This window comes from Modestobacter versicolor, assembly GCF_041028285.1.
GTDB lineage: Bacteria > Actinomycetota > Actinomycetes > Mycobacteriales > Geodermatophilaceae > Modestobacter > Modestobacter versicolor_A.
Map to the genome: position 1 here is coordinate 583,280 of NZ_JABGDB010000003.1, position 20,713 is coordinate 603,992.

Below are 20,713 nucleotides of genomic sequence, written 5' to 3' on the forward strand. Positions count from 1 at the left end.
TCTCGGTCCGTCGAGCCTAGGGCCGGGGCGGTCGTCGGGCAGACTGCACCGCGTGGCGGCGAGGACTCCGGACGGCGAGCTGGGCGCGGGCCGCGCCGACGGTGCGACCGGACCGGCCCGCCCGTCGCAGCCGTCGCGCCCGCTGCCGTCCCAGCGCCCGCCGCTGTACCTGCGCCGTCCCCTGCTCGCCGGCTTCCTGCGGCAGTGGCCGCTGCTGGTGGTGATCGTCACCGTCGGCGTCGGTCTGCTGCTCGTCGCGGTCGAGCGGTGGCGCAGCGGCCTGCTCCTGGTCGCGCTGGGGATGCTCGTCGCGGGGGCGTTCCGGGTGCTCCTGCCGGTGCGCCGGATCGGCTTCCTCGCCGTCCGCAGCCGGCCGGTCGACGTCGCCCTCAGCCTCGGCTCCGGGCTCGCCCTGGCCCTCGTCGTGCTGGCCATCCCACCCGACTGACCAGCGGTGCCGGGCCCCCGATGGCCGGACGACGGCGCGCGGGGCTAGGTTCAGGGGCATGGCAGAGCGGGCCCGGAACGGCAAGGTGACCGTCGTCGGCGCCGGTTTCTACGGCTCGACCACCGCGCTGCGGCTGGCGGAGTACGACGTGTTCGACACCGTCGTGCTGACCGACATCGTCGAGGGCAGGCCCGAGGGCCTCGCGCTGGACATCAACCAGTCGCGGCCGATCGAGGGCTTCGAGACCCGGGTGGTCGGGGTCGGGGGCGGCTCCTACGCCGGCACCGAGGACTCCGACGTCGTCGTCATCACCGCGGGCCTGCCCCGCAAGCCCGGCATGAGCCGGATGGACCTGATCGAGACCAACGCCGGCATCGTCCGCCAGGTCGCCGAGAACGTCGCGCAGACCTCCCCGGACGCCGTCGTCATCGTGGTGTCCAACCCGCTGGACGAGATGACGGCGCTGGCCCAGCTGGCCACCGGCTTCCCGAAGGCCCGGGTGATGGGCCAGGCCGGGATGCTCGACACCGCCCGGTTCACCGACAACGTCGCCTCCGAGCTCGGCGTCCCGGTCGCGTCGGTGCGCACCCTGACCCTCGGCTCGCACGGCGACACGATGGTGCCGGTGCCGTCCCGCTGCACCGTCGACGGCCGGCCGCTGGTCGACGTGCTGCCCGCCGACCGGATCGAGAATCTGGTGCAGCGCACCCGCAACGGCGGCGCCGAGGTCGTGGCCCTGCTGAAGACCGGGTCGGCCTACTACGCCCCGTCGGCGGCGGCGGCCCGGATGGCGCGTGCGGTGATCGAGGACTCCGGCGCGGTGATGCCCGTCTGCGCCTGGGTCGACGGCGAGTACGGCATCTCCGGGGTCTACCTGGGCGTGGAGGCCGAGATCGGCCGTGCAGGTGTGCGGAAGGTCGTCGAGGGCGACCTGTCCGACAGTGAGCTGGCGGGCCTGCGCGAGGCGGCGGAAGCCGTGCGCGCCAAGCAGGCCGACGTGGCCGACCTCTGAAGAAGGACCCTCCTGCCCCCCACCGCTCGCACGGGGACCCCGCAGCAGGGCCACGAGAGCACAAGGAGAAGAAGTCTGTGAGCAAGATCAAGGTCGAGGGCAAGGTCGTCGAGCTCGACGGCGACGAGATGACCCGGATCATCTGGCAGTTCATCAAGGACCAGCTGATCCTCCCGTACCTCGACGTCGACCTCGAGTACTACGACCTCGGCATCGAGCACCGCGACGCCACCGACGACCAGGTCACGGTCGACGCGGCCAACGCGATCAAGCAGCACGGCGTGGGCGTCAAGTGCGCCACGATCACCCCGGACGAGGCGCGGGTCGAGGAGTTCGGCCTCAAGCGCATGTACCGCTCGCCCAACGGCACGATCCGCAACATCCTCGGCGGCGTCATCTTCCGCGAGCCGATCATCATGCAGAACGTGCCGCGGCTGGTGCCGGGCTGGACCAAGCCGATCATCGTCGGCCGGCACGCCTACGGCGACCAGTACCGGGCCACCGACTTCACCTTCCCGTCCGCGGGCCGGCTGACGGTCACCTTCACCCCGGAGGACGGCTCGCAGCCGATCGAGCACGAGGTCTTCCAGGCCCCCGGTGCCGGCGTCTCGCTGTCGATGTACAACCTCGACGCCTCGATCTACGACTTCGCCCGTGCCTCGCTGAACTACGGCCTGGACCGCGGCTACCCGGTGTACCTGTCCACGAAGAACACGATCCTCAAGGCCTACGACGGCCGGTTCAAGGACATCTTCGAGGAGGTCTACCAGGCCGAGTTCGCCGGGAAGTTCAAGGAGGCCGGCATCACCTACGAGCACCGGCTCATCGACGACATGGTCGCCGCCTCGCTCAAGTGGGAGGGCGGCTACGTCTGGGCCTGCAAGAACTACGACGGTGACGTGCAGTCCGACACCGTGGCCCAGGGCTTCGGCTCGCTCGGCCTGATGACCTCGGTGCTGTCCACCCCGGACGGCCGCACGGTCGAGGCCGAGGCCGCCCACGGCACGGTGACCCGGCACTACCGGCAGCACCAGCAGGGCAAGGAGACCTCGACCAACCCCATCGCGTCGATCTTCGCCTGGACCCGGGGCCTGGCCCACCGCGGCAAGCTGGACGGCACCCCCGAGGTCACCCGGTTCGCCGAGACCCTGGAGAAGGTCTGCATCGACACCGTCGAGAGCGGCCAGATGACCAAGGACCTGGCGCTGCTGATCTCCAAGGACAGCCCGTGGCTGACCACCCAGGACTTCCTGGCGGCCATCGACGGCAACCTGAAGAAGGCCATGGCCTGATCAAGGACCCCGTCCTCCTCACCCCTCGCACGCTCGCGGTGAGCCTCTGGACGGGGCCTGGCCCGGCGGCCCCCTCGACCCACTGGTCGAGGGGGCCGTCGCGCGTCCGGCGCGGGTGTCAGCTGCCGAAGAGCTGGGTCCACCACGGGCCGCCGGCGCCCTCGGCCACCCCGACCCCGAGCCGGCCCAGCGAGCAGTCGAGCACGTTCTGCCGGTGGCCCGGGCTGGCCATCCACGCCGCCATCACCGCCGAGGCGTCCGGCTGCCCGGCGGCGATGTTCTCCGCCCGCGCGTAGCCGATGCCCGCCGCCCGCGCCCGGGCGAAGGGGTCCACGCCGCCCGGGTCGGTGTGCGCGAAGAAGCCGCGGTCGCGCATGTCGGCGCTGTGCGCCCGGGCGACCGCGGCCAGCGCGGCGTCGGCGGCCAGCGGACCGCACCCGGCCGCCGTCCGCTCGACGTTGACCAGGGCGAGCACCTGCCCCTCGGGACCGGGACCGGGGGCGGGCGGCAGGGCGGGAGCCGCCGGCGGGGGAGCGGGTGCCGGGGACGCCGGCGGAGCCGGGGCGGGAGCAGGGGCGGTGACCGGGGCCTCCGGTGCCGCCGGGGGAGCGGGGGGCGGGGTCGTGGCCGGCGCGCTGCTCGACGGGGTCACCGGCGACGGGACGGGCGGCGGGACGACGACCGGCGGGACGACCGGCGGCGGGACGACGACCGACGGGGCGGGCACCGCCGCGAGCGGGCCGGACGACGTCGACGCGGCGCCGGCCTGCCCGGACGCGGGGTCGGGCGAGCCAGGCAGCCCGGCCCCACCGAGCGCGGCGGTCAGCGCGACCGCGGCGACCGTGCCGGAGAGCGCCAGCGGAGCCCAGGACCGGCGCCCGGGTGCGGGCGACCGGGCGGGGCGGGGGGACACCCCGTCATCCTCCCCCCGCGGGACGGCGGTGGTCGCCCGGCGAGGGTGCCCGGGTGCGTTCGGTCACCGCGGCGCCGGCGGCGGAACACCCGGCCGGGTGGCTGCGGTTGGTCCACCGAGGTCTGCGCCCTGCCGCAGCCACTACCGTTGTCCGCCACGGGACGGTCCCGTCGGAGCACCATAGCTGGGAGGCGCACGCCGCTCGTGAGCGACGTATGGCTCAACATCGTCATGGTGGTCGCCTTCGTGCTGATCGGCGGCGCCTTCTCCGGCGCCGAGATCGCACTGGTGTCCCTCCGGGAGTCCCAGGTCCGCGCGCTGGCCGAGACCGGCCGCCGCGGGCAGGCGCTGGACAAGCTGCTGCGCGACCCCAACCAGTTCCTCGCCGCCGTCCAGGTCGGCGTCACCCTCGCCGGCTTCTTCTCGGCCGCGTTCGGCGCCAGCACGCTGTCCGGGCCGCTGGCCGACTGGGGCGTCGACGGCCTCGGCCTGTCCCGCAACCTCGCCGACCCGCTGGCCTTCGTCGCCGTCACCATCGCGATCAGCTACCTGTCGCTGGTCGTCGGCGAGCTGACGCCCAAGCGGCTGGCCCTGCAGCGGGCCGAGGGCTTCTCGCTGGTCGTTGCCGCGCCGCTCAACGCCATCGCCAAGGCGTTCCGGCCGATCATCTGGTTCCTGTCCCAGTCGACCAACGTGCTGGTGCGGCTGCTCGGCGGCGACCCCAAGGCCAGCGGCGAGTCGATCAGCCAGGAGGAGCTGCGGGACCTGGTCGCGGCGCACGAGTCGCTGTCCAGCGACGAGCGCCGGCTCATCGACGAGGTGTTCCGGGCCGGTGACCGCGAGGTGCGCGAAGTGATGACGCCGCGCACCGAGGTGCACTTCCTCGAGGCGAGCATGACCGCCAGCCGCGCGGCCAAGCAGGTCGCGGACTCGAACTGGTCGCGCTACCCGGTCGCCGGCCGCAACGAGGACGACGTCGTCGGCTTCGTGCACGTGCGCGACCTGCTGCTGCCCAACCACCCGGCCGGCCGCGCCGCGACCGTCGGCGACCTGGTGCGCGAGGTGAAGCAGCTGCCCGGCACCGCCGGGGTGCTCACCGCGCTGTCCCAGATGCGCAAGGAGAACCGGCACTTCGCGATCGTGGTCGACGAGTACGGCGGCACCGACGGGATCGTCACCCTCGAGGACCTCATCGAGGAGGTCATCGGCGACATCTACGACGAGTACGACGCCGACGTGACGCCGGACAACGAGGAGCCCGCGGAGGGCCCGCACGAGGTCGACGGCCTGTGGAACCTCGACGACTTCGCCGAGGCGACCGGCCTGCACCTGACCGAGGGGCCCTACGAGACGGTCGCCGGGTACGTGCTGGCCCACCTCGGCCGGCTGCCGGTGGTCGGCGACACGGTCGCCGTCGAGGGCCGCACGCTCACCGTGCTCGAGCTCGACGGCCGGCGGATCGCCCGGATCTCGGTCAGCGCCGCCCCCCAGCCGGCGGACGCCGACGCCGACGCCCCCGCAGGCACCAGCGCCCCCTGACGACCCCCGGACGCCGAAGATGGCCATGTTCGCCCCCAGTGGGGGGCGAACATGGCCATCTCTGCGGAGGGCGCCGTCAGCGCCGGGTGAACTCCCAGGCGTCGGCGACGATCGTCGCCAGCTCGGTGTGCACCGGCGCCCAGCCGAGGTCGGCGTGGATCCGCGCGGAGCTGGCCACCAGCCGCGCCGGGTCGCCGGCCCGCCGCTCGCCGACGACCACCGGCAGCGGGTGCCCGGTGACGGTGCGGACGGCGTCGACCATCTCCTGCACCGAGAAGCCGGTGCCGCTGCCCAGGTTGTAGACCCGGTGCTCGCCGGCGGCCGGCGCGGGCAGCGCCAGCAGGTGCGCGGCGGCCAGGTCGGACACGTGCACGTAGTCACGGATGCAGGTGCCGTCGGGCGTCGGGTAGTCGTCGCCGTAGACGGTGAGCGCCTCGCGGGTGCCGGCGGCGACCTGCAGCGCGATCGGGATGAGGTGGGTCTCGGTGGCGTGCCGCTCGCCGCGGCCGAACGCGGCCCCGCCGACGTTGAAGTACCGCAGGCTCACCGCGGCGAAGCCGTGCGCCACCGCGTAGGAGGTGAGCATCGCGTCGACGGCGAGCTTGCTGGCCCCGTAGGTGTTGGTCGGCCGGGTCGGCGCGGTCTCCGGGATCGGCACCTCGTCGGGCTCGCCGTAGGTGGCCGCGGTGGAGGAGAAGACGATCCGGCGGCAGTCGGCGGCCCGCATCGCCTCCAGCAGCGCCAGCGACCCGCCGACGTTGTTCTGCCAGTACAGCTCCGGGGACTGCTGGCTCTCCCCGACCAGGCTCTTGGCCGCGAAGTGCAGCACCGCCTCGGGGGAGACCTCCGCGAGCACCGGGGCCGAGTCGTGCAGCGAGGCCTGCACGAAGTGCGCCCCGGCCGGGACGGCGTCCCGGTGGCCGGTGCTCAGGTCGTCGAGCACGGTGACCTCGTGCCCCGCCTCGAGCAGGGCCGCGGTGACTACGCTGCCGATGTACCCGGCGCCGCCGGTGACGAGAACGCGCATGTCGCCAGCCTAGTTACGCCGGTCCAGGCCCCCGCCGACCGGTCGCAGGAGGGATCACCGTGGTCAGCGCACGCCCCGCCGTCGCCGCGATGCCGGCGTACCGGCCCGGCCGCAACCCCGCCGACCTGGCCCGGGAGATCGGCGTCGACCGGGCGGTGAAGCTGGCCAGCAACGAGGTCGCGTTCCCGCCGCTGCCCGCCGTGCTGCAGGCCGTCGCCACGACGGCGGGGGAGACCAACCGGTACCCCGACAACGGTGCCACCGTGCTCACCGCGGCGCTGGCCGAGCGGTACCGGGTGGCCCCGGAGCAGGTCGCCGTCGGCTGCGGCGCGGTCACCGTCTGCCAGCAGCTGGCGCAGGCCTACACCGAGCCGGGCTCCAGCATCGCCTTCGCCTGGCGGTCCTTCGAGATGTACCCGCTGCTCGCTCAGGTCGCCGGTGCCGGCACCCGGCCGGTGCCGCTCGTCCCGGGCGCCGACGGCGGCTCGCCGGACACCCACGACCTCACCGCGCTGGCCGCGGCCGTCGACGAGGACACCCGGCTGGTGTTCGTCTGCAACCCCAACAACCCCACCGGGACGGCGGTGCGGCGGGCCGGGCTCGAGCGGTTCCTGGACTCGGTCCCGGACACGGTGCTGGTCGTGCTGGACGAGGCCTACCGCGAGTTCGTCACCGACCCCGACGTCCCCGACGGCGTGGAGCTGATGCGGGGGCGGCCCAACGTGGCGGTGCTCCGCACGTTCTCCAAGGCCTGGGGCCTGGCCGGCCTGCGGGTCGGCTACCTGCTGGCCGAGGACCCCGCGGTGGCCGACGCGGTCCGCCGCACCCAGGTGCCGTTCAGCGTCTCCAGCCTGGCGCAGGCCGCGGCGGTCGCCGCGCTGGCCAGCGAGGACGAGGTCCGCCAGCGCTGCGCCGCCGTGGTGGCCGAGCGCGGCCGGCTCACCGAGGAGCTGCGCCGCCGCGGCCTGCCGGTGGCCGACAGCCAGGCCAACTTCGTCTGGCTGCCGCTGGGGGAGCGCACCGCCGAGGTCGCCGCCGCCCTGGAGGCGCGGGCGGTGATCACCCGGCCCTTCGCCGGCGAGGGGCTGCGGGTGTCGATCGGCACACCCGAGGAGGACGACGTCTTCCTCGGCGCGCTGGACGCCGTCCTGACCAGCGAGCCTGCAGGACGGCCGAGCACCTGAGCCGGGACGCGTGGGGCGCGTGGTTCGATGTCCGACGTGCCACTTCCCCGCGTGCTGTCCGGCATCCAGCCGACGGCGGACTCCTTCCACCTCGGCAACCTCCTGGGTGCGCTGAAGCAGTGGGTGGCCCTGCAGGACGACCACGAGGCCTTCTACTGCGTCGTCGACCTGCACGCGATCACCGTCGAGCAGCCCGACCCGGCGGTGCTCCGGCAGCGCACGCTGGTCTCGGCGGCCCAGCTGCTGGCCCTGGGCGTCGACCCCGACCGCAGCGCGCTCTTCGTGCAGAGCCACGTCCCCGAGCACACCCAGCTGTCCTGGGTGCTGGAGTGCCTGACCGGCTTCGGTGAGGCCAGCCGGATGACCCAGTTCAAGGACAAGAGCCAGCGGGAGGGCGCCGGCACGACGTCCGTGGGGCTGTTCACGTACCCGGTGCTGCAGGCCGCCGACATCCTGCTGTACCAGGCCCAGCGGGTTCCGGTGGGAGAGGACCAGCGCCAGCACCTGGAGCTGACCCGCGACCTGGCCACCCGGTTCAACAGCCGGTACGGCGACACGTTGACCCTGCCCGAGGCCTACATCCCGCCGGGTGCGGCGAAGGTCCTGGACCTCCAGTCGCCGGACAAGAAGATGAGCAAGAGCCTGCCCCCGGCCGGCTGCATCAACCTGCTCGACGACCCGAAGGTCACCGCCAAGCGGATCCGGTCGGCGGTCACCGACACCGGGCGCGAGGTCGTCGCCGACCCGGTCGGGAAGCCGGGGGTGACCAACCTGCTGACGATCCACGCCGCGCTCTCCGGTCAGACCGTCCCGCAGCTGGAGGAGCACTTCGCCGGCCGGGGCTACGGCGACCTCAAGAAGGAGCTGGCCGAGGTGGTCACCGAGGCGCTGGCCCCGGTCCAGGCGCGCACCGCCGAGCTGCTGGCCGACCCCGCCGAGCTGGGACGGGTGCTGGCCGCCGGCGCCGCGCGCGCCCGCGAGGTGGCCGCCCCGACGCTGGCCGCGGTGTACGACCGGGTGGGCTTCCTGCCGGCCGGTGGAGGACCGCGGGCATGACCGGCCGGCCGCTCCGCGCGGACGACACGTTCGTCCACCGCCCCGTCGGAGCGCTGCGGACGCCGTCGGAGACCGCCGTCCTCGGCGTGGTCGTGTCGATCCCCGACCCCTGGGCCCAGCTGCTGGTGGAGTGGCGCGGCAAGTGCGGGGACCCGCAGGCCTCCCTCGTCCCGCCGCACGTGACGCTGCTGCCGCCCACCGAGGTGCCCGTCGGCCGCCGGCCGGCGATCAGCGCGCACCTGGCCCGGGTCGCGGCCGGCCACCCGCCCTTCGACATGCACCTGGCCGGCACCGACACGTTCCGGCCGGTGTCCGAGGTCGTCTACGTCGCGGTGGCCGGGGGGACGACCGAGTGCGCGCGGATAGCCACCGACGTCCGCACCGGCCCGCTGGCCCGCGAGCTGGCGTTCCCGTACCACCCGCACGTCACCGTGGCCCACGACGTCCCCGCGGACATGCTCGACCTCGCCCACGCCGGGCTGTCCGACCTCGAGGCCCAGTTCCGGGTCGCCTCGTTCACCGAGTTCGAGCAGCTGCCCGACGGGGCCTGGGCGGTGGCGCGGGAGTACCCGCTCACCGGCGCCCCCTCCCGGCCGTAGCCGTCGGCGCCCCGTCCCGCCCGCCGGGCGGGGACGATCACGACCGCCCAGACTCGACCCGGTGAGCAACCCGGTCGGCCGCCTCGTCGCCGCGGCCCGCCGACGGCTGCGCACCCAGCGGGACCGGCGCCCGTGGCTGGACCACCTCGTGCACGCCGGCGGGCACTACAACCGCGTGCAGGGCGACCTGCTGGCCTCCGGGGTCACCTACTACGTGTTCCTGGCGCTGTTCCCGGTGCTGCTGCTGGTCGCCTCGATCGCCGGGTTCGTGCTGTCGGGGAACGCGGCGCTGGAGCAGCGGCTGGTGACCGGCATCCGGGACGCCGTCCCCGGCTCGACCGGCGCCGACCTCGCCGAGCAGGCCAGCGGGGCGATCGACCGGGCCACCACCTTCGGGCTGATCGGCCTGGCCGGGTTCTTGTTCGTCGGGCTCGGCGCGATGGACAAGCTGCGGGTCGGGATGGACGTCGTCTGGCGCGGCCGGCCGGACCCGCCGGACTTCCTGGCCGACCGGGTCGAGGACCTCGGAGCGCTGCTCGGGCTCGGTGCCGCGGCGGCGGTGAGCATCGCGCTGACCACCAGCGCCACGGGCGCGTCGTCCCGGGTGCTGGACCTGCTCGGCCTGGCCGACGCGCCGGGCACGTTCCTGCTCACCGCCGCGGTGGCCATCGCGCTGGCGCTCGTCGGGGACACCCTGGTGTTCCTGTGGCTGCTCAAGGGCGTGCCCGGCAACCCCTTCGGCGTGCGTCAGCTGCTGCCCGGGGCGGTGTTCGGCGCGGTGGGCTTCGAGGTGCTCAAGCTCGCCGGCAACTGGTACCTGACCCGGATCGGGGAGAACGTCACCGCGCAGACCCTCGGCGGCTTCGTCGGCCTCATCGTGTGGATCAACGTGGTGGCCCGGTTCGCCTTCTACACGGCGGCGTGGACGGCGACGATCCCGGCGATCGAGCACGCCACCGCCCTGGTCCCGCACGGACCGGCCGGGCCGACGCCGCTGCCGGACGTCGCCCTGGTCAGGGAGCGGGGTGCGGGGCCGGGTCCGCTGCGGGTGGCGGGGGTCCTGCTGGCGGCCGGTGCCCTGGCGGGTGCGGCGGCGAGCCGGCTGCTGCCGCGGGCGCTGCTGCGCCGGCGGGCCGACCGCCGTCCGACGGCGGGCCGGTGACCGCCGGGTCGACCGGCACCGGGCGCAGCGCTCTGCGGCGGCCCAGCACGGTGGCGGCCACGACCAGCACCGCCCCGCCGCCGAGCGCGACCGGCAGCAGGGGCACCGGGCCGTCGTCGTCGGCGGGCGGCGCCGCGGCCGGGGCCGTCGACCGGGGGGCCGGGGCGGCGTCGGCCGGCGCGGGCGCGGTCGTGGCGGCGGGGGTCGGCGTCGGTGCGGGGGTCGCCGGCACCTCGCCGGGGTCGACCAGCCGGCCGATGCCGCCGGCCCCGGGCGCGGTGCTGAAGCCCCAGTCCAGCAGCCGGGTCGCCTGCTCCAGCTCGTGCACCGGACGGCGCTCGGCCTGCATCAGGCTCACCACCAGCCGCCGGCCGCCGCGCTCCGCGGCGACCACGAACGTGTGCCGGGCGGCGTCGGTGAAACCGGTCTTGCCGCCGAGGGTCCCGGGGTAGGTCGACAGCAGGGTGTTGTGGTTCTGGATCTGGTAGCCCCACGCCCGGCCGGCGACGTCGGGCACGAAGGCCGAAGGGGTCTGCAGCACCCCGAGGGTGTACGGGTCGGCCACCAGCTGACGGAGCACCAGCGCCAGGTCGTAGGGGGAGGACGACTGCCCGGCGACGTCCAGCCCGGACGGCGTGCCCGCCACGGTGTCGTAGGCGCCCAGCCGCTCGGCGGTGGCGTTCATCGCCGCCAGCGTCGCGTCGACCCCGCCGGCGGCGCGGGCCAGCGCGTTGGCCGCGTCGTTGCCCGACTGCATGACCAGCGCCCGGAACAGCAGGTCGACGGAGTACTGCCCGCCGGCCAGCAGGCCCACCCGGCTGCCCTCGATGGCCTCGTCCTCCACCGTGCCCGCCACCACCAGGGCCGGGTCCAGCGTGGGCGCCAGGGTGAGCAGGGTCAGCGTCTTGAGCGTGCTGGCCGGGTAGTAGCGGCCGTGCGGGTCCTGCGCCGCCAGCACCGCCCCGGTGCCGAGGTCGGCCACCAGCCAGCCCTTCGCGTCGATGCCCGCGGGCAGCGCCGGGGTGCCGCTGGCGGTCACCAGGCCGCGGGTGTCCAGCGCCTCGCCACCGACCGTGCTGCCGTCGGGCGCGCTGCCCTGCGGCGGTGGCCCGGCGTAGGGCGCGGCCGGGGTGGGCGCGGACGGGTCGACGGTCGGCCGGGCGCCGTCGGCGAGCGCCGGGCCCGGCGTGCCGAGCAGCAGGGTCGCCGCGACGAGCACCGCAGCCGCCGGGCGGCGCAGCGGGAGGTGTCGGCGCACCCCCGGACGCTAACCCGCCGGACGGGGGAGTTCTCGGGGAGCGGCGTGGCGGCGGTCTCAGCGGTGTCCCGGCAGCGTGTGGGCGGTGTTGCCCGTTGGCAACGATCGGGTCTCTATCCGCTCCGGGGCTGCCGCGGGCGCCGGGGCCGCGGTTAGCGTGCCGGGGTCGCCGCTGCCTGGCCGGCCCGCCCCGAGCGGGAACGCCGGACGGCGGGGGAAGCCTGGAACACACCGCACCGGGGCGCGGCCGGCCGACGGCCGGCGGCGCCCTCTCAGAGAGGAGACCGTCTTGCGCCGAGTGCGTGGGATGAAGGCCGCAGCCCTGCTGCTGGCCGGGAGCATGGCCCTGGCGGCCTGCGCCAGCGACGAGGACGACAGCGCGAGCGGCGGCGGCGGCGGCGACAGCAGCGCCAGCAGCGACCTGCAGGTCGGTCTCGCGTACGACACCGGCGGCCGCGGCGACAAGTCGTTCAACGACTCCGCCTACGCCGGCGTCGAGGCGGCCGTCGAGTCCCTGGGTGGCGACACCGCGGAGGACATCGAGGAGGTCAGCCCGAACGACGACGGCTCCGACCGCGCCGAGATCCTCGCCCAGCTCGCCGAGGCCGGCTACAACCCGGTCATCGCGGTCGGGTTCGCCTACGACGACACCATCGCCGAGGTGGCGGCCGACTACCCGGACACCACCTTCGCGCAGGTCGACGGCTCGGTGGACTCCCCGGAGTTCAAGGGCGACAACGTCACCGGGCTGCTGTTCGCCGAGGAGCAGGGCTCGTTCCTGGCCGGCGTCGCCGCGGCGCTGAAGACCACGACCAACCAGGTCGGCTTCGTCGGCGGTGTCGAGACCTCGCTGATCCAGAAGTTCGAGGCTGGCTTCGTCGCCGGTGCGCAGGCGGTCAAGCCCGACATCGTCGTCCAGCGGCAGTACATCTCGCCCGCCGGTGACTTCTCCGGCTTCAGCGACCCGGCCCGCGGTCAGATCGTCGCCCAGGGCATGTTCGACGGCGGCGCCGACATCGTCTACCACGCGGCCGGTGGTTCCGGTCAGGGCGTGTTCGAGGCCGCGGCCGCCGCCGGCAAGCGCGCCATCGGCGTCGACTCCGACCAGTACGAGACCGTCGGCGACCCGGCGCTGCAGGCCGTGATCATGACCTCGATGCTCAAGCGGGTCGACAACGCCGTCGAGGCGTTCATCACCAGCTACAGCGAGGACTCGGTCGAGGGCGGCACCGACATCGTCAACGACCTCAGCACCGAGGGCGTCGGCCTGTCCTACTCAGGTGGCTTCATCGACGACATCAAGACCCAGATCGACGAGTACGCCACCCAGATCACCGACGGTTCCATCGAGGTCCCCACGACCCCGTGACCCGCTCGTCCTGAGCAGCACGGACGCGGCGGGCCCGGGGGCGGTACACGCCCCTGGGCCCGCCGTTTTCCGTGTGTACCGTCTCCGCGTCGGACGACCACACCGCCCGACGCCCGCGCGGCAGGAAGACCTCCGGTCCCGCGACCCCGGTCCCGAGACCCACCCGGCACCCAGGAGGACCCGTTGAACCAGTCGGCACCGCTGGCGGTCGAGCTGCGCGGCATCACCAAGCGCTTCCCCGGCGTGGTGGCGAACAAGGACATCGAGCTGCGCGTCCGGCGCGGTGAGGTGCACGCCATCGTGGGCGAGAACGGCGCCGGCAAGTCGACGCTGATGAAGACGCTGTACGGCATGCACCGCCCCGACGAGGGCGAGATCCTGCTCGACGGCCGGCCGGTCAGCTTCCGGAGCCCGGCCGACGCGATCGCCGCCGGCGTCGGCATGGTGCACCAACACTTCATGCTGGCCGACAACTTCACCGTGCTGGAGAACGTCGTGCTCGGCAGCGAGCCGACCAGGGGCATGCGGCTGGACCGCGCCGAGGCGCGTCGCCGCATCCGGGACATCTCGGACCGCTACGCGCTCGGCCTGGACCCCGACGACCTGGTCGAGGACCTCGGCGTCGGCGACCGGCAGCGGGTCGAGATCGCCAAGGTGCTCTACCGCGGCGCCACCACGCTGATCCTCGACGAGCCGACCGCCGTGCTGGTGCCGCAGGAGGTCGACGAGCTGTTCGGCAACCTCGCCGAGCTCAAGCGCGAGGGCCTCACCGTCATCTTCATCTCGCACAAGCTCGACGAGGTGCGCAAGGTCGCCGACGCCATCACCGTCATCCGGCGCGGCACCACCGTCGGCGAGGCCGACCCGCGGACGACGACGGCCAAGCAGCTGGCCGAGATGATGGTCGGCTCCGAGCTGCCCACCCCGCAGACCCGCACCGCCACCGTCCGGGACACCGCGGTGCTGCAGCTGACCGGCGTCACCGTGGCCACGCCCGGCGGCCGGCCGGCGGTCGACGACGTCTCGCTGACCGTCCGCGAGGGCGAGGTCGTGGGCATCGCCGGCGTCGAGGGCAACGGCCAGGCCGAGCTGGTCGACGCGATCATGGGACTGCGCCCGCTGGCCGCCGGCACCGTCGTGCTGGGCACGGACGACATCACCTCGTGGAGCACCCGGCGCCGCCGCGAGGAGGGGCTCGGCTTCATCCCCGAGGACCGGCACCGCCAGGGCATGCTGCTCGAGGCCCCGCTCTGGGAGAACCGCATCCTCGGCCACCAGACCCGGCCGCCGGCGGTGAAGGGCGCCTTCATCGACCGCAAGGCCGCCCGGTCGGACACCGAGCGGATCATGCGCGACTACGACGTCCGCGCCCCCGGGCCGGACACCCTGGCCGTCGCCCTGTCCGGCGGCAACCAGCAGAAGCTCATCGTCGGGCGGGAGATGAGCGCCCGGCCGCGGCTGCTCATCGCCGCCCACCCGACCCGGGGGGTCGACGTCGGCGCCCAGTCGGTCATCTGGGAACTGCTCAAGGACGCCCGTGCGGAGGGGATGGGGATCGTGCTGATCTCGGCCGACCTGGACGAGCTCATCGGCCTGTCGGACACGCTGCACGTCATGCTGCGCGGCGCGCTGGTGGCGACGCTGGACCCCGGCCACCTGACCCCGGAGGAGCTGGGCAGCCACATGACCGGTGCCGGGGACAACGCCGTGGGTGCCGCGTGAACGTCCTCCGCCGCGCGCGGCTGGCGCTGCTCGCCCCGCTGCTGGCCATCGTCGTCGCGCTGGCAATCTCCGCGCTGGTCATCCTGCTCATCGGCGAGGACCCGCTCGCCGCGCTGCGGGTGATGGTCGACTTCGGTGACAGCCCGAGCCAGCAGACCCAGGCCATCGTGGTCGTCCTCAACCGCGCCGTGCCGCTGTTCCTGGCCGGTCTCGCCGTCTCCGTGGCCTTCCGGATGGGCCTGTTCAACATCGGCGTCGAGGGCCAGTACCGGCTGGCGACGATCCTGGCCGCCGCGGCCGGTGCCGCCGTCTCGCTGCCGGCGCCGCTGCACGTCGCGCTGATCGTCGTGGTGGCCATGCTGGTCGGCGCGTTCTGGGCCGGCATCGTCGCCGTCCTCAAGGTCACCCGCGGGGTCAGCGAGGTGATCAGCTCGATCATGCTGAACTTCATCGCCCTCGGGACGGCGTCGTTCCTGCTCACCGGGCCGCTGCGGGGGAGCCGCGAGGGCTCGTCGATCATCACCACCGAGGAGGTCCCGGAGTCCGGCCGGTTCCCCGACCTCAACGGCGTGCTGGGTGCGCTCGGGCTCGCCGAGCCGCGCACCGAGCTGTACGGGTTCCTGCTGGTCGCGGTGGTCGTCGGCGTGGTCGTCGCGGTGCTGATCAAGCGCACCCGGTTCGGCTTCGACCTGCGGGCCAGCGGCCTGTCGCCGTCCGCGGCCACCGCCAGCGGCGTCGACGCCCGCGGCATGGTGGTCAAGACCATGCTCATCTCCGGCGCGATCGCCGGGCTGATCGGGCTGCCGGACCTGCTCGGGGCGCAGTACAGCTACGGCACCGAGTTCACCGCGGGGCTGGGCTTCCTCGGCATCGCGGTGGCCCTGCTCGGGCGCAACACCCCGGTCGGCATCGCGCTGGGCGCGCTGCTGTTCGCCTTCCTCGACCGGGCCGCGATCCCGCTGCAGTTCGCCGACATCCCCGCCTCGGTGGTCACGATCATCCAGGGCACGATCGTGCTCGCCGTGGTCGTCGCCAACGAGATCGCCCGCCGGCTGACCCGCAACCAGGCCGAGCGGGGCAACGCGGTCGCCCCGCCGACCACCGGCGACGGCAGCACCGGCGGCGGCCAGGGCCCCGGTGGCGGCCCGCCGCCGGACGACGGCCCCGGCTCGGGCACCGGCCCCGGGCTCCGCACGGCGACCGGGGACGCCGGCCGCACCGACCAGCCGCAGGGAGCGAAGGCATGAGCACCGCGATCGCACCGGCGGCCGGCCGCGGCGCGCTGACCGACCGGCTGCTCGGCGGCAACCGCTCGCGCCGCCTGCTGGTGCTCGCCGTCGGCCTGCTGCTGGTCTTCTCCGTGGTCCGGGTGGTGTCCGGCGAGGAGGCGCTCACCTCGTCGTCGACCTTCGCCGCGGCGCTGCTGCTCGCCGTCCCGCTGGCGCTGGTGGCCCTCGGCGGCCTGTTCTCCGAACGCGCCGGCGTGGTCAACATCGGCCTCGAGGGCATGATGATCCTGGGCACCTGGGGCGCCGGGTTCGCCGGCTACCAGTGGGGCTGGGCCGGCGCGCTCGTCGGCGGGGCGGTGTGCGGCGCCCTCGGCGGCCTGCTGCACGCGGTCGCCACGGTGACCTTCGGCGTCGACCACGTGGTGTCCGGTGTGGCGATCAACATCCTCGCCGCCGGCGTCGTCCGCTTCCTGTCCGAGCTGCTCTACACCGACAACGAGGCCGGTGGCGGCGTCACCCAGTCCCCGCCGCTGTCGTCCCGGCCGCCGAGCTTCTCGCTGCCGGTGCTGTCCTCGGGGCCGGACCTGCTCGGCGACCTGGAGTCCCGGCACTGGTTCCTGCTGTCGGACCTGGCCGGCCTGCTGCGCGGCCTCACCAACGGCGTCGGGGTGCTGACCTTGCTGGCCGTGCTGATGATCCCGGCGGCCTACCTGCTGCTGTGGCGCACCGCGTTCGGTCTCCGGCTGCGGTCCTGCGGGGAGAACCCGGCCGCCGCGGACTCCCTCGGCGTGCCGGTCTACCGGATGAAGTACATCGCCGTGGTGATCTCCGGCGCGCTGGCCGGGCTCGGCGGGGTGTTCCTGGTGTTCATCGCCAACATCTACCGCGAGGGGCAGACCGGCGGCCGCGGCTTCATCGGCCTGGCTGCGCTCATCTTCGGCAACTGGCGCCCCGGTGGCCTGGCCGCCGGTGCCGGGCTGTTCGGCTTCGCCGACGCCCTGCAGCTGCGCAGCCGGACGGCGGTGGTCGCACTGCTGCTGCTGGTGGCGCTGCTCCTGGCGGCGGTCGCGGTCTGGCAGGCCATGCGCCGGAAGGTGGTGCCGGCGGTGCTGGCGGCGGCCTTCGGCGTGGCTGCCCTGGTCGGCTTCCTGACCATCGAGCGGCTGCCCGAGGGGATCGTCTTCTTCACCCCGCACCTGATCACGCTGCTGGTCCTGTCGCTGGCGTCCCAGCGATTGCGCCCGCCCAAGGCCGACGGCCTGGTCTACCGACGAGGAGAACACTGATGGCAGCCGACCGGCGCACGCGGGCGGCCGCGGTGCCCGACCTCGACTGGGACGCGCTGCGCGTTGCGGCGCGCGAGGCGATGACCCACGCCTACGCGCCCTACTCGCAGTTCCCGGTGGGCGTGGCCGGCCTGGTCGACGACGGCCGGGTGGTCACCGGCTGCAACGTGGAGAACGCCTCCTACGGCCTGGGGCTGTGCGCCGAGTGCGGCATGGTCAGCGACCTGGCCCGCACCGGTGGCGGCCGGCTGGTGGCGGTGGCCTGCGTCGGGGGTGACGGGCGGCCGCTGATGCCGTGCGGGCGGTGCCGGCAGCTGCTGTGGGAGCACGGCGGCGCCGAGATGCTCATCGAGACGGTGTCGCTGGGCATCGTGCCGATGCGCGAGGTGCTGCCCGACGCCTTCGGCCCGGACGACCTCGTCGCCGCGGCGGAGCGCCCGAGCGGACAGGGGCGTGAGCATCGCAGCGAGGAACGAGCGAGGAGCGGAGCGCCCCGCGGGAGCGAGCCGGTAATCCGGTGACCGCGCCGTTCGACGCCATCGACGTCATCCGGGCCAAGCGCGACGGCGCCCCGCTGTCGGCCGAGCAGATCCGCTGGGTCATCGGCGCCTACACGCGGCGCGAGGTGCCCGACGAGCAGATGAGCGCGCTGCTGATGGCGGTGTTCTTCCGCGGCATGTCCGCCGACGAGCTCGCCGTGTGGACCCAGGCGATGATCGACTCCGGTGTCCGCAAGGACCTCTCCTCGCTGGGCCGGCCCACCGCCGACAAGCACTCGACCGGCGGCGTCGGCGACAAGGTCACCCTGCCGCTGGCCCCGCTGGTCGCGGCCTGCGGGGTGGCGGTGCCACAGCTGTCCGGCCGCGGGCTGGGCCACACCGGCGGCACGCTGGACAAGCTGGAGGCGGTGCCGGGCTGGCGGGCGTCGCTCACCGACGAGGAGTACGTCGCCCAGCTGCGGGACGTCGGTGCGGTCATCTGCGCCGCCGGCAACGACCTGGCCCCGGCCGACAAGGTGCTGTACGCGCTGCGCGACGTCACGGGCACGGTCGAGTCCATCCCGCTGATCGCCAGCTCGATCATGAGCAAGAAGATCGCCGAGGGCGCCGACGCGCTGGTGCTGGACGTGAAGACCGGCTCCGGGGCGTTCATGCGCGACCCGGACGACGCCCGGACCCTGGCCCGCACGATGGTCGGGCTGGGCGAGGCGGCCGGGGTGCGCACCGTGGCCCTGGTGACGGCGATGGACCGGCCGCTGGGCCGGGCCGCGGGCAACGCGGTCGAGGTCGCCGAGTCCGTCGAGGTGCTCGCCGGGGGCGGGCCGGCCGACGTCGTCGAGCTGACCCTCGCCCTGGCCCGGGAGATGCTGGCCGGCGTCGGGCGGGACGACGTCGACCCCGCCGACGCCCTCGCCGACGGCCGCGCGATGGACGTGTGGCGGCGGATGATCGCCGCCCAGGGCGGGGACCCCGACGCCGCGCTGCCGCAGCCCGCCGAGCGGCACGTGGTGACCGCCCCGGCAACCGGCACGCTGACCCGGCTGGACGCGTACGCGCTCGGCGTCGCCGCCTGGCGGCTGGGGGCGGGCCGGGCGCGCAAGGAGGACCCGGTGTCCGCCGCTGCCGGGGTCGTCTGGACCGCCGGGGTGGGGGACCGGGTGACCGCCGGCCAGCCGCTGCTGGAGCTGCAGACCGATGACGCCGCCCGGATCCCGCGGGCGCTGGAGGCGCTGGAGGGGGCCATCGGGGTCGACACCGACGACCAGCCGCTGCCGCTGGTCATCGACCGGATCTCTTGACGGAGGACCCCCTCGCCCCCCACCACTCGCACGCTCGCGGCGGGACCCTGCGAGGGGGCCACAGGCCGGTGGAGGAGACTGTCGGCTCGTGAGCCGCCCGTCGACCGTGTCCGCGCCGGTCCTGAGCCCGCTGGACCCCGACGCCGCCATCTCGGTGCGGGGCCTGGTCAAGCGCTACGGCGACCGCAACGCCGTCGACGGTCTGGACCTCGACATCGCGCGCGGTGAGATCTTCGCGCTGCTGGGCCCCAACGGCGCCGGCAAGACGACCACCGTCGAGGTGCTCGAGGGCTACCGCGAGCGCGACGGCGGTGAGGTGCGGGTGCTCGGCGTCGACCCGGCCCGCGGTGGCCGCCGCTGGAAGTCCGACCTCGGCATCGTGCTGCAGTCCGGGGCCGGCGACAGCCAGCTGACCTGCCTGGAGCTGCTCCGGGCGCAGGCCGCCTACTACCCCGACGCCCGCGACCCGGCCGAGGTGCTGGAGCTGGTCGGGCTCACCGAGAAGGCCGGCGCCCGCGGCCGCACGCTGTCGGGGGGCCAGCGGCGCCGGCTGGACGTCGCGCTGGGCATCGTCGGCCGGCCGCGGTTGCTGTTCCTGGACGAGCCGACCACCGGCTTCGACCCGGAGGCCCGCCGGCAGTTCTGGTCGCTGATCCGCTCGCTGCGCGACCTGGGCACCACGATGCTGCTCACCACGCACTACCTGGACGAGGCCGAGGAGCTGGCCGACCGGGTCGGGGTGATCGCCCGCGGCCGGCTGGTCGAGGTCGCCGTCCCCGGCGAGCTGGGTGGCCGGGGCACCGCCCCCGCCGTCGTCCACTGGACCGAGGACGGCGTCCGGCGCGCCGCCGAGACCGCCACCCCCACGGCCTTCGTCGCGCAGCTGGCCGCCCGGTTCCCCGGCGAGGTGCCCGACCTCGCCGTGGCCCGCCCCACCCTGGAGGACGTCTACCTGAAGATGATCGGCGAACCCGCATGACGACGACCACGGAACGCCAGCTGCCCTCGATCGTGTCGGTCTGCCGCACCCGGGCCGGGGTGGAGCTCAAGGAGTTCTTCCGGCAGCGCGAGTCCGTCGTCTTCACGCTGTTCTTCCCGGTGATCTTGCTGCTCGTCTTCGGCGCGGTCCTCGACTACGACCTGGGCAGCGGCGTCTCGTTCACCCAGTACTTCATGGCCGGGGTGATCGCCGCCGGGATCCTGGGCGCGAGCCTGCAGAACATGGCCATCGGCATCGCCACCGAGCGCTCCGACGGCACGCTGAAGGGCCTGGCGGGCACCCCGATGCCCAAGAGCGCCTACTTCGTCGGCAAGGTCGTGCAGGTCTTCGCCGTCACCGTGCTGATCATCGCGATCCTGCTGGCGATCGGGTCGGTGTTCTACGACATCGACCTGCCCTCGGGCACCGGCTGGCTCACCTTCGCCTGGGTCGCGGCGCTGGGGTCCGCGGCGTGCACGCTGCTCGGCATCGCCGTCTCCAGCCTGGCCCGCAACGGCCGCTCGGCGTCGGCGACGGTGACCCCGGTGGCGCTGGTGCTGCAGTTCATCTCCGGCGTCTTCTTCCAGTTCAGCGAGGTGCCCACCTGGCTGCAGACCGTCGCCGCGGTCTTCCCGCTCAAGTGGATGGCCCAGGGCCTGCGCTCGGTGTTCCTGCCCGACGCGCTGGCCGCCCAGGAGCCCGCCGGCACCTGGGAGCTCGGCCGGGTCGCGCTGGTGCTCGCCGTCTGGTGCGTCGTCGGCCTGGTGCTGTGCGTGCGCACCTTCACCTGGCAGGACCGCGGGGTCAAGTAGCTCCCCGGAACGCCGCGCGCCCCGCTGG

The 20,713-nt window shown here is 74.3% G+C and carries 18 protein-coding genes and 1 pseudogene; 16 read left to right on the plus strand and 3 right to left on the minus strand.

Features of this window, described 5'->3' with window-relative positions:
* Nucleotides 1-52: 52 nt before the first annotated feature.
* The 3 genes from HL054_RS14205 (at nucleotide 53) to HL054_RS14215 (ending at nucleotide 2,752) form a co-directional block, all read left to right on the plus strand.
* On the plus strand, nucleotides 53-448 hold the full coding sequence (locus HL054_RS14205; protein ID WP_369139641.1) for a DUF3017 domain-containing protein: 396 nt from the start codon (nucleotides 53-55) through the stop codon (nucleotides 446-448).
* A gap of 58 nt (nucleotides 449-506) precedes the next feature.
* On the plus strand, nucleotides 507-1,460 hold the full coding sequence (gene mdh / locus HL054_RS14210; RefSeq protein ID WP_369139642.1) for a malate dehydrogenase: 954 nt from the start codon (nucleotides 507-509) through the stop codon (nucleotides 1,458-1,460).
* A gap of 77 nt (nucleotides 1,461-1,537) precedes the next feature.
* On the plus strand, nucleotides 1,538-2,752 hold the full coding sequence (locus tag HL054_RS14215) for an NADP-dependent isocitrate dehydrogenase (RefSeq protein ID WP_369139643.1): 1,215 nt from the start codon (nucleotides 1,538-1,540) through the stop codon (nucleotides 2,750-2,752).
* A gap of 118 nt (nucleotides 2,753-2,870) precedes the next feature.
* On the opposite strand, the gene HL054_RS14220 is transcribed toward HL054_RS14215, so the two are convergent.
* Complete coding sequence (locus HL054_RS14220) at nucleotides 2,871-3,665, minus strand: CAP domain-containing protein (RefSeq protein ID WP_369139644.1); 795 nt, start codon at nucleotides 3,663-3,665, stop codon at nucleotides 2,871-2,873.
* A gap of 204 nt (nucleotides 3,666-3,869) precedes the next feature.
* On the opposite strand from HL054_RS14220, the gene HL054_RS14225 reads away from it, so the two are divergent.
* Nucleotides 3,870-5,204, plus strand: a complete 1,335-nt coding sequence (locus tag HL054_RS14225) for a hemolysin family protein (protein WP_369139645.1) — start codon at nucleotides 3,870-3,872, stop codon at nucleotides 5,202-5,204.
* 76 nt (nucleotides 5,205-5,280) lie between these two features.
* On the opposite strand, the gene galE is transcribed toward HL054_RS14225, so the two are convergent.
* Nucleotides 5,281-6,231, minus strand: a complete 951-nt coding sequence (gene galE / locus HL054_RS14230) for a UDP-glucose 4-epimerase GalE (protein ID WP_369139646.1) — start codon at nucleotides 6,229-6,231, stop codon at nucleotides 5,281-5,283.
* 59 nt (nucleotides 6,232-6,290) lie between these two features.
* Between galE and hisC the strand changes: the two genes are divergently transcribed.
* The 4 genes and pseudogenes from hisC to HL054_RS14250 all read left to right on the plus strand — a co-directional run.
* Nucleotides 6,291-7,415: a histidinol-phosphate transaminase gene (gene hisC / locus HL054_RS14235; RefSeq protein WP_369139647.1), complete on the plus strand. Its 1,125-nt coding sequence runs from the start codon at nucleotides 6,291-6,293 to the stop codon at nucleotides 7,413-7,415.
* Nucleotides 7,416-7,442: 27 nt separating this feature from the next.
* Entirely contained in the window at nucleotides 7,443-8,471 is a 1,029-nt protein-coding gene (gene trpS / locus HL054_RS14240; protein ID WP_369139648.1) for a tryptophan--tRNA ligase, read from the plus strand.
* Nucleotides 8,468-9,070, plus strand: a complete 603-nt coding sequence (locus HL054_RS14245; RefSeq protein WP_369139650.1) for a 2'-5' RNA ligase family protein — start codon at nucleotides 8,468-8,470, stop codon at nucleotides 9,068-9,070. The genes trpS and HL054_RS14245 overlap by 4 nt, the downstream gene beginning before the upstream one ends.
* A gap of 175 nt (nucleotides 9,071-9,245) precedes the next feature.
* Nucleotides 9,246-9,995 (plus strand): annotated as a pseudogene (locus HL054_RS14250) (YihY/virulence factor BrkB family protein); the annotation flags it as partial.
* 88 nt (nucleotides 9,996-10,083) lie between these two features.
* Here HL054_RS14250 and HL054_RS14255 read toward each other — a convergent pair.
* Entirely contained in the window at nucleotides 10,084-11,490 is a 1,407-nt protein-coding gene (locus HL054_RS14255) for a D-alanyl-D-alanine carboxypeptidase family protein (RefSeq protein WP_369139651.1), read from the minus strand.
* Nucleotides 11,491-11,788: 298 nt separating this feature from the next.
* Here HL054_RS14255 and HL054_RS14260 point away from each other — a divergent pair, with 298 nt between their 5' ends.
* The 8 genes from HL054_RS14260 to HL054_RS14295 all read left to right on the plus strand — a co-directional run bounded on the left by HL054_RS14260 (nucleotide 11,789) and on the right by HL054_RS14295 (nucleotide 20,685).
* Nucleotides 11,789-12,859 carry a BMP family lipoprotein gene (locus HL054_RS14260; protein WP_369139702.1) on the plus strand — a complete coding sequence of 357 codons (1,071 nt, stop codon included), beginning with the start codon at nucleotides 11,789-11,791 and terminating at the stop codon, nucleotides 12,857-12,859.
* 183 nt (nucleotides 12,860-13,042) lie between these two features.
* Nucleotides 13,043-14,581 carry an ABC transporter ATP-binding protein gene (locus tag HL054_RS14265; protein ID WP_369139652.1) on the plus strand — a complete coding sequence of 513 codons (1,539 nt, stop codon included), beginning with the start codon at nucleotides 13,043-13,045 and terminating at the stop codon, nucleotides 14,579-14,581.
* Nucleotides 14,578-15,828 carry an ABC transporter permease gene (locus HL054_RS14270; protein WP_369139653.1) on the plus strand — a complete coding sequence of 417 codons (1,251 nt, stop codon included), beginning with the start codon at nucleotides 14,578-14,580 and terminating at the stop codon, nucleotides 15,826-15,828. The genes HL054_RS14265 and HL054_RS14270 overlap by 4 nt, the downstream gene beginning before the upstream one ends.
* Nucleotides 15,825-17,096, plus strand: coding sequence for an ABC transporter permease (locus tag HL054_RS14275; protein ID WP_369139654.1), 1,272 nt, complete (start codon nucleotides 15,825-15,827; stop codon nucleotides 17,094-17,096). Before HL054_RS14270 ends, HL054_RS14275 begins: the two co-directional genes overlap by 4 nt.
* Nucleotides 17,096-17,617 (plus strand): cytidine deaminase, encoded by a 522-nt coding sequence (locus HL054_RS14280; protein ID WP_369139655.1) that lies wholly within the window; start codon nucleotides 17,096-17,098, stop codon nucleotides 17,615-17,617. The genes HL054_RS14275 and HL054_RS14280 overlap by 1 nt, the downstream gene beginning before the upstream one ends.
* Nucleotides 17,614-18,894: a thymidine phosphorylase gene (locus HL054_RS14285; protein ID WP_369139656.1), complete on the plus strand. Its 1,281-nt coding sequence runs from the start codon at nucleotides 17,614-17,616 to the stop codon at nucleotides 18,892-18,894. The genes HL054_RS14280 and HL054_RS14285 overlap by 4 nt, the downstream gene beginning before the upstream one ends.
* Before the next feature lie 88 nt (nucleotides 18,895-18,982).
* Nucleotides 18,983-19,873 (plus strand): ABC transporter ATP-binding protein, encoded by an 891-nt coding sequence (locus HL054_RS14290; RefSeq protein ID WP_369139657.1) that lies wholly within the window; start codon nucleotides 18,983-18,985, stop codon nucleotides 19,871-19,873.
* Nucleotides 19,870-20,685, plus strand: a complete 816-nt coding sequence (locus HL054_RS14295; protein ID WP_369139658.1) for an ABC transporter permease — start codon at nucleotides 19,870-19,872, stop codon at nucleotides 20,683-20,685. Before HL054_RS14290 ends, HL054_RS14295 begins: the two co-directional genes overlap by 4 nt.
* The last annotated feature ends 28 nt before the right edge of the window (nucleotides 20,686-20,713 follow it).

Excerpts from the sequence above, each read along its gene's own strand:
- mdh (WP_369139642.1), top strand. The coding sequence starts at position 507 with ATGGCAGAGCGGGCCCGGAACGGCAAGGTGACCGTCGTCGGCGCCGGT.
- galE (WP_369139646.1), bottom strand. The coding sequence starts at position 6,231 with ATGCGCGTTCTCGTCACCGGCGGCGCCGGGTACATCGGCAGCGTAGTC.
- trpS (WP_369139648.1), top strand. The coding sequence starts at position 7,443 with ATGTCCGACGTGCCACTTCCCCGCGTGCTGTCCGGCATCCAGCCGACG.
- HL054_RS14245 (WP_369139650.1), top strand. The coding sequence starts at position 8,468 with ATGACCGGCCGGCCGCTCCGCGCGGACGACACGTTCGTCCACCGCCCC.
- HL054_RS14275 (WP_369139654.1), top strand. The coding sequence starts at position 15,825 with ATGAGCACCGCGATCGCACCGGCGGCCGGCCGCGGCGCGCTGACCGAC.
- HL054_RS14280 (WP_369139655.1), top strand. The coding sequence starts at position 17,096 with ATGGCAGCCGACCGGCGCACGCGGGCGGCCGCGGTGCCCGACCTCGAC.
- HL054_RS14295 (WP_369139658.1), top strand. The coding sequence starts at position 19,870 with ATGACGACGACCACGGAACGCCAGCTGCCCTCGATCGTGTCGGTCTGC.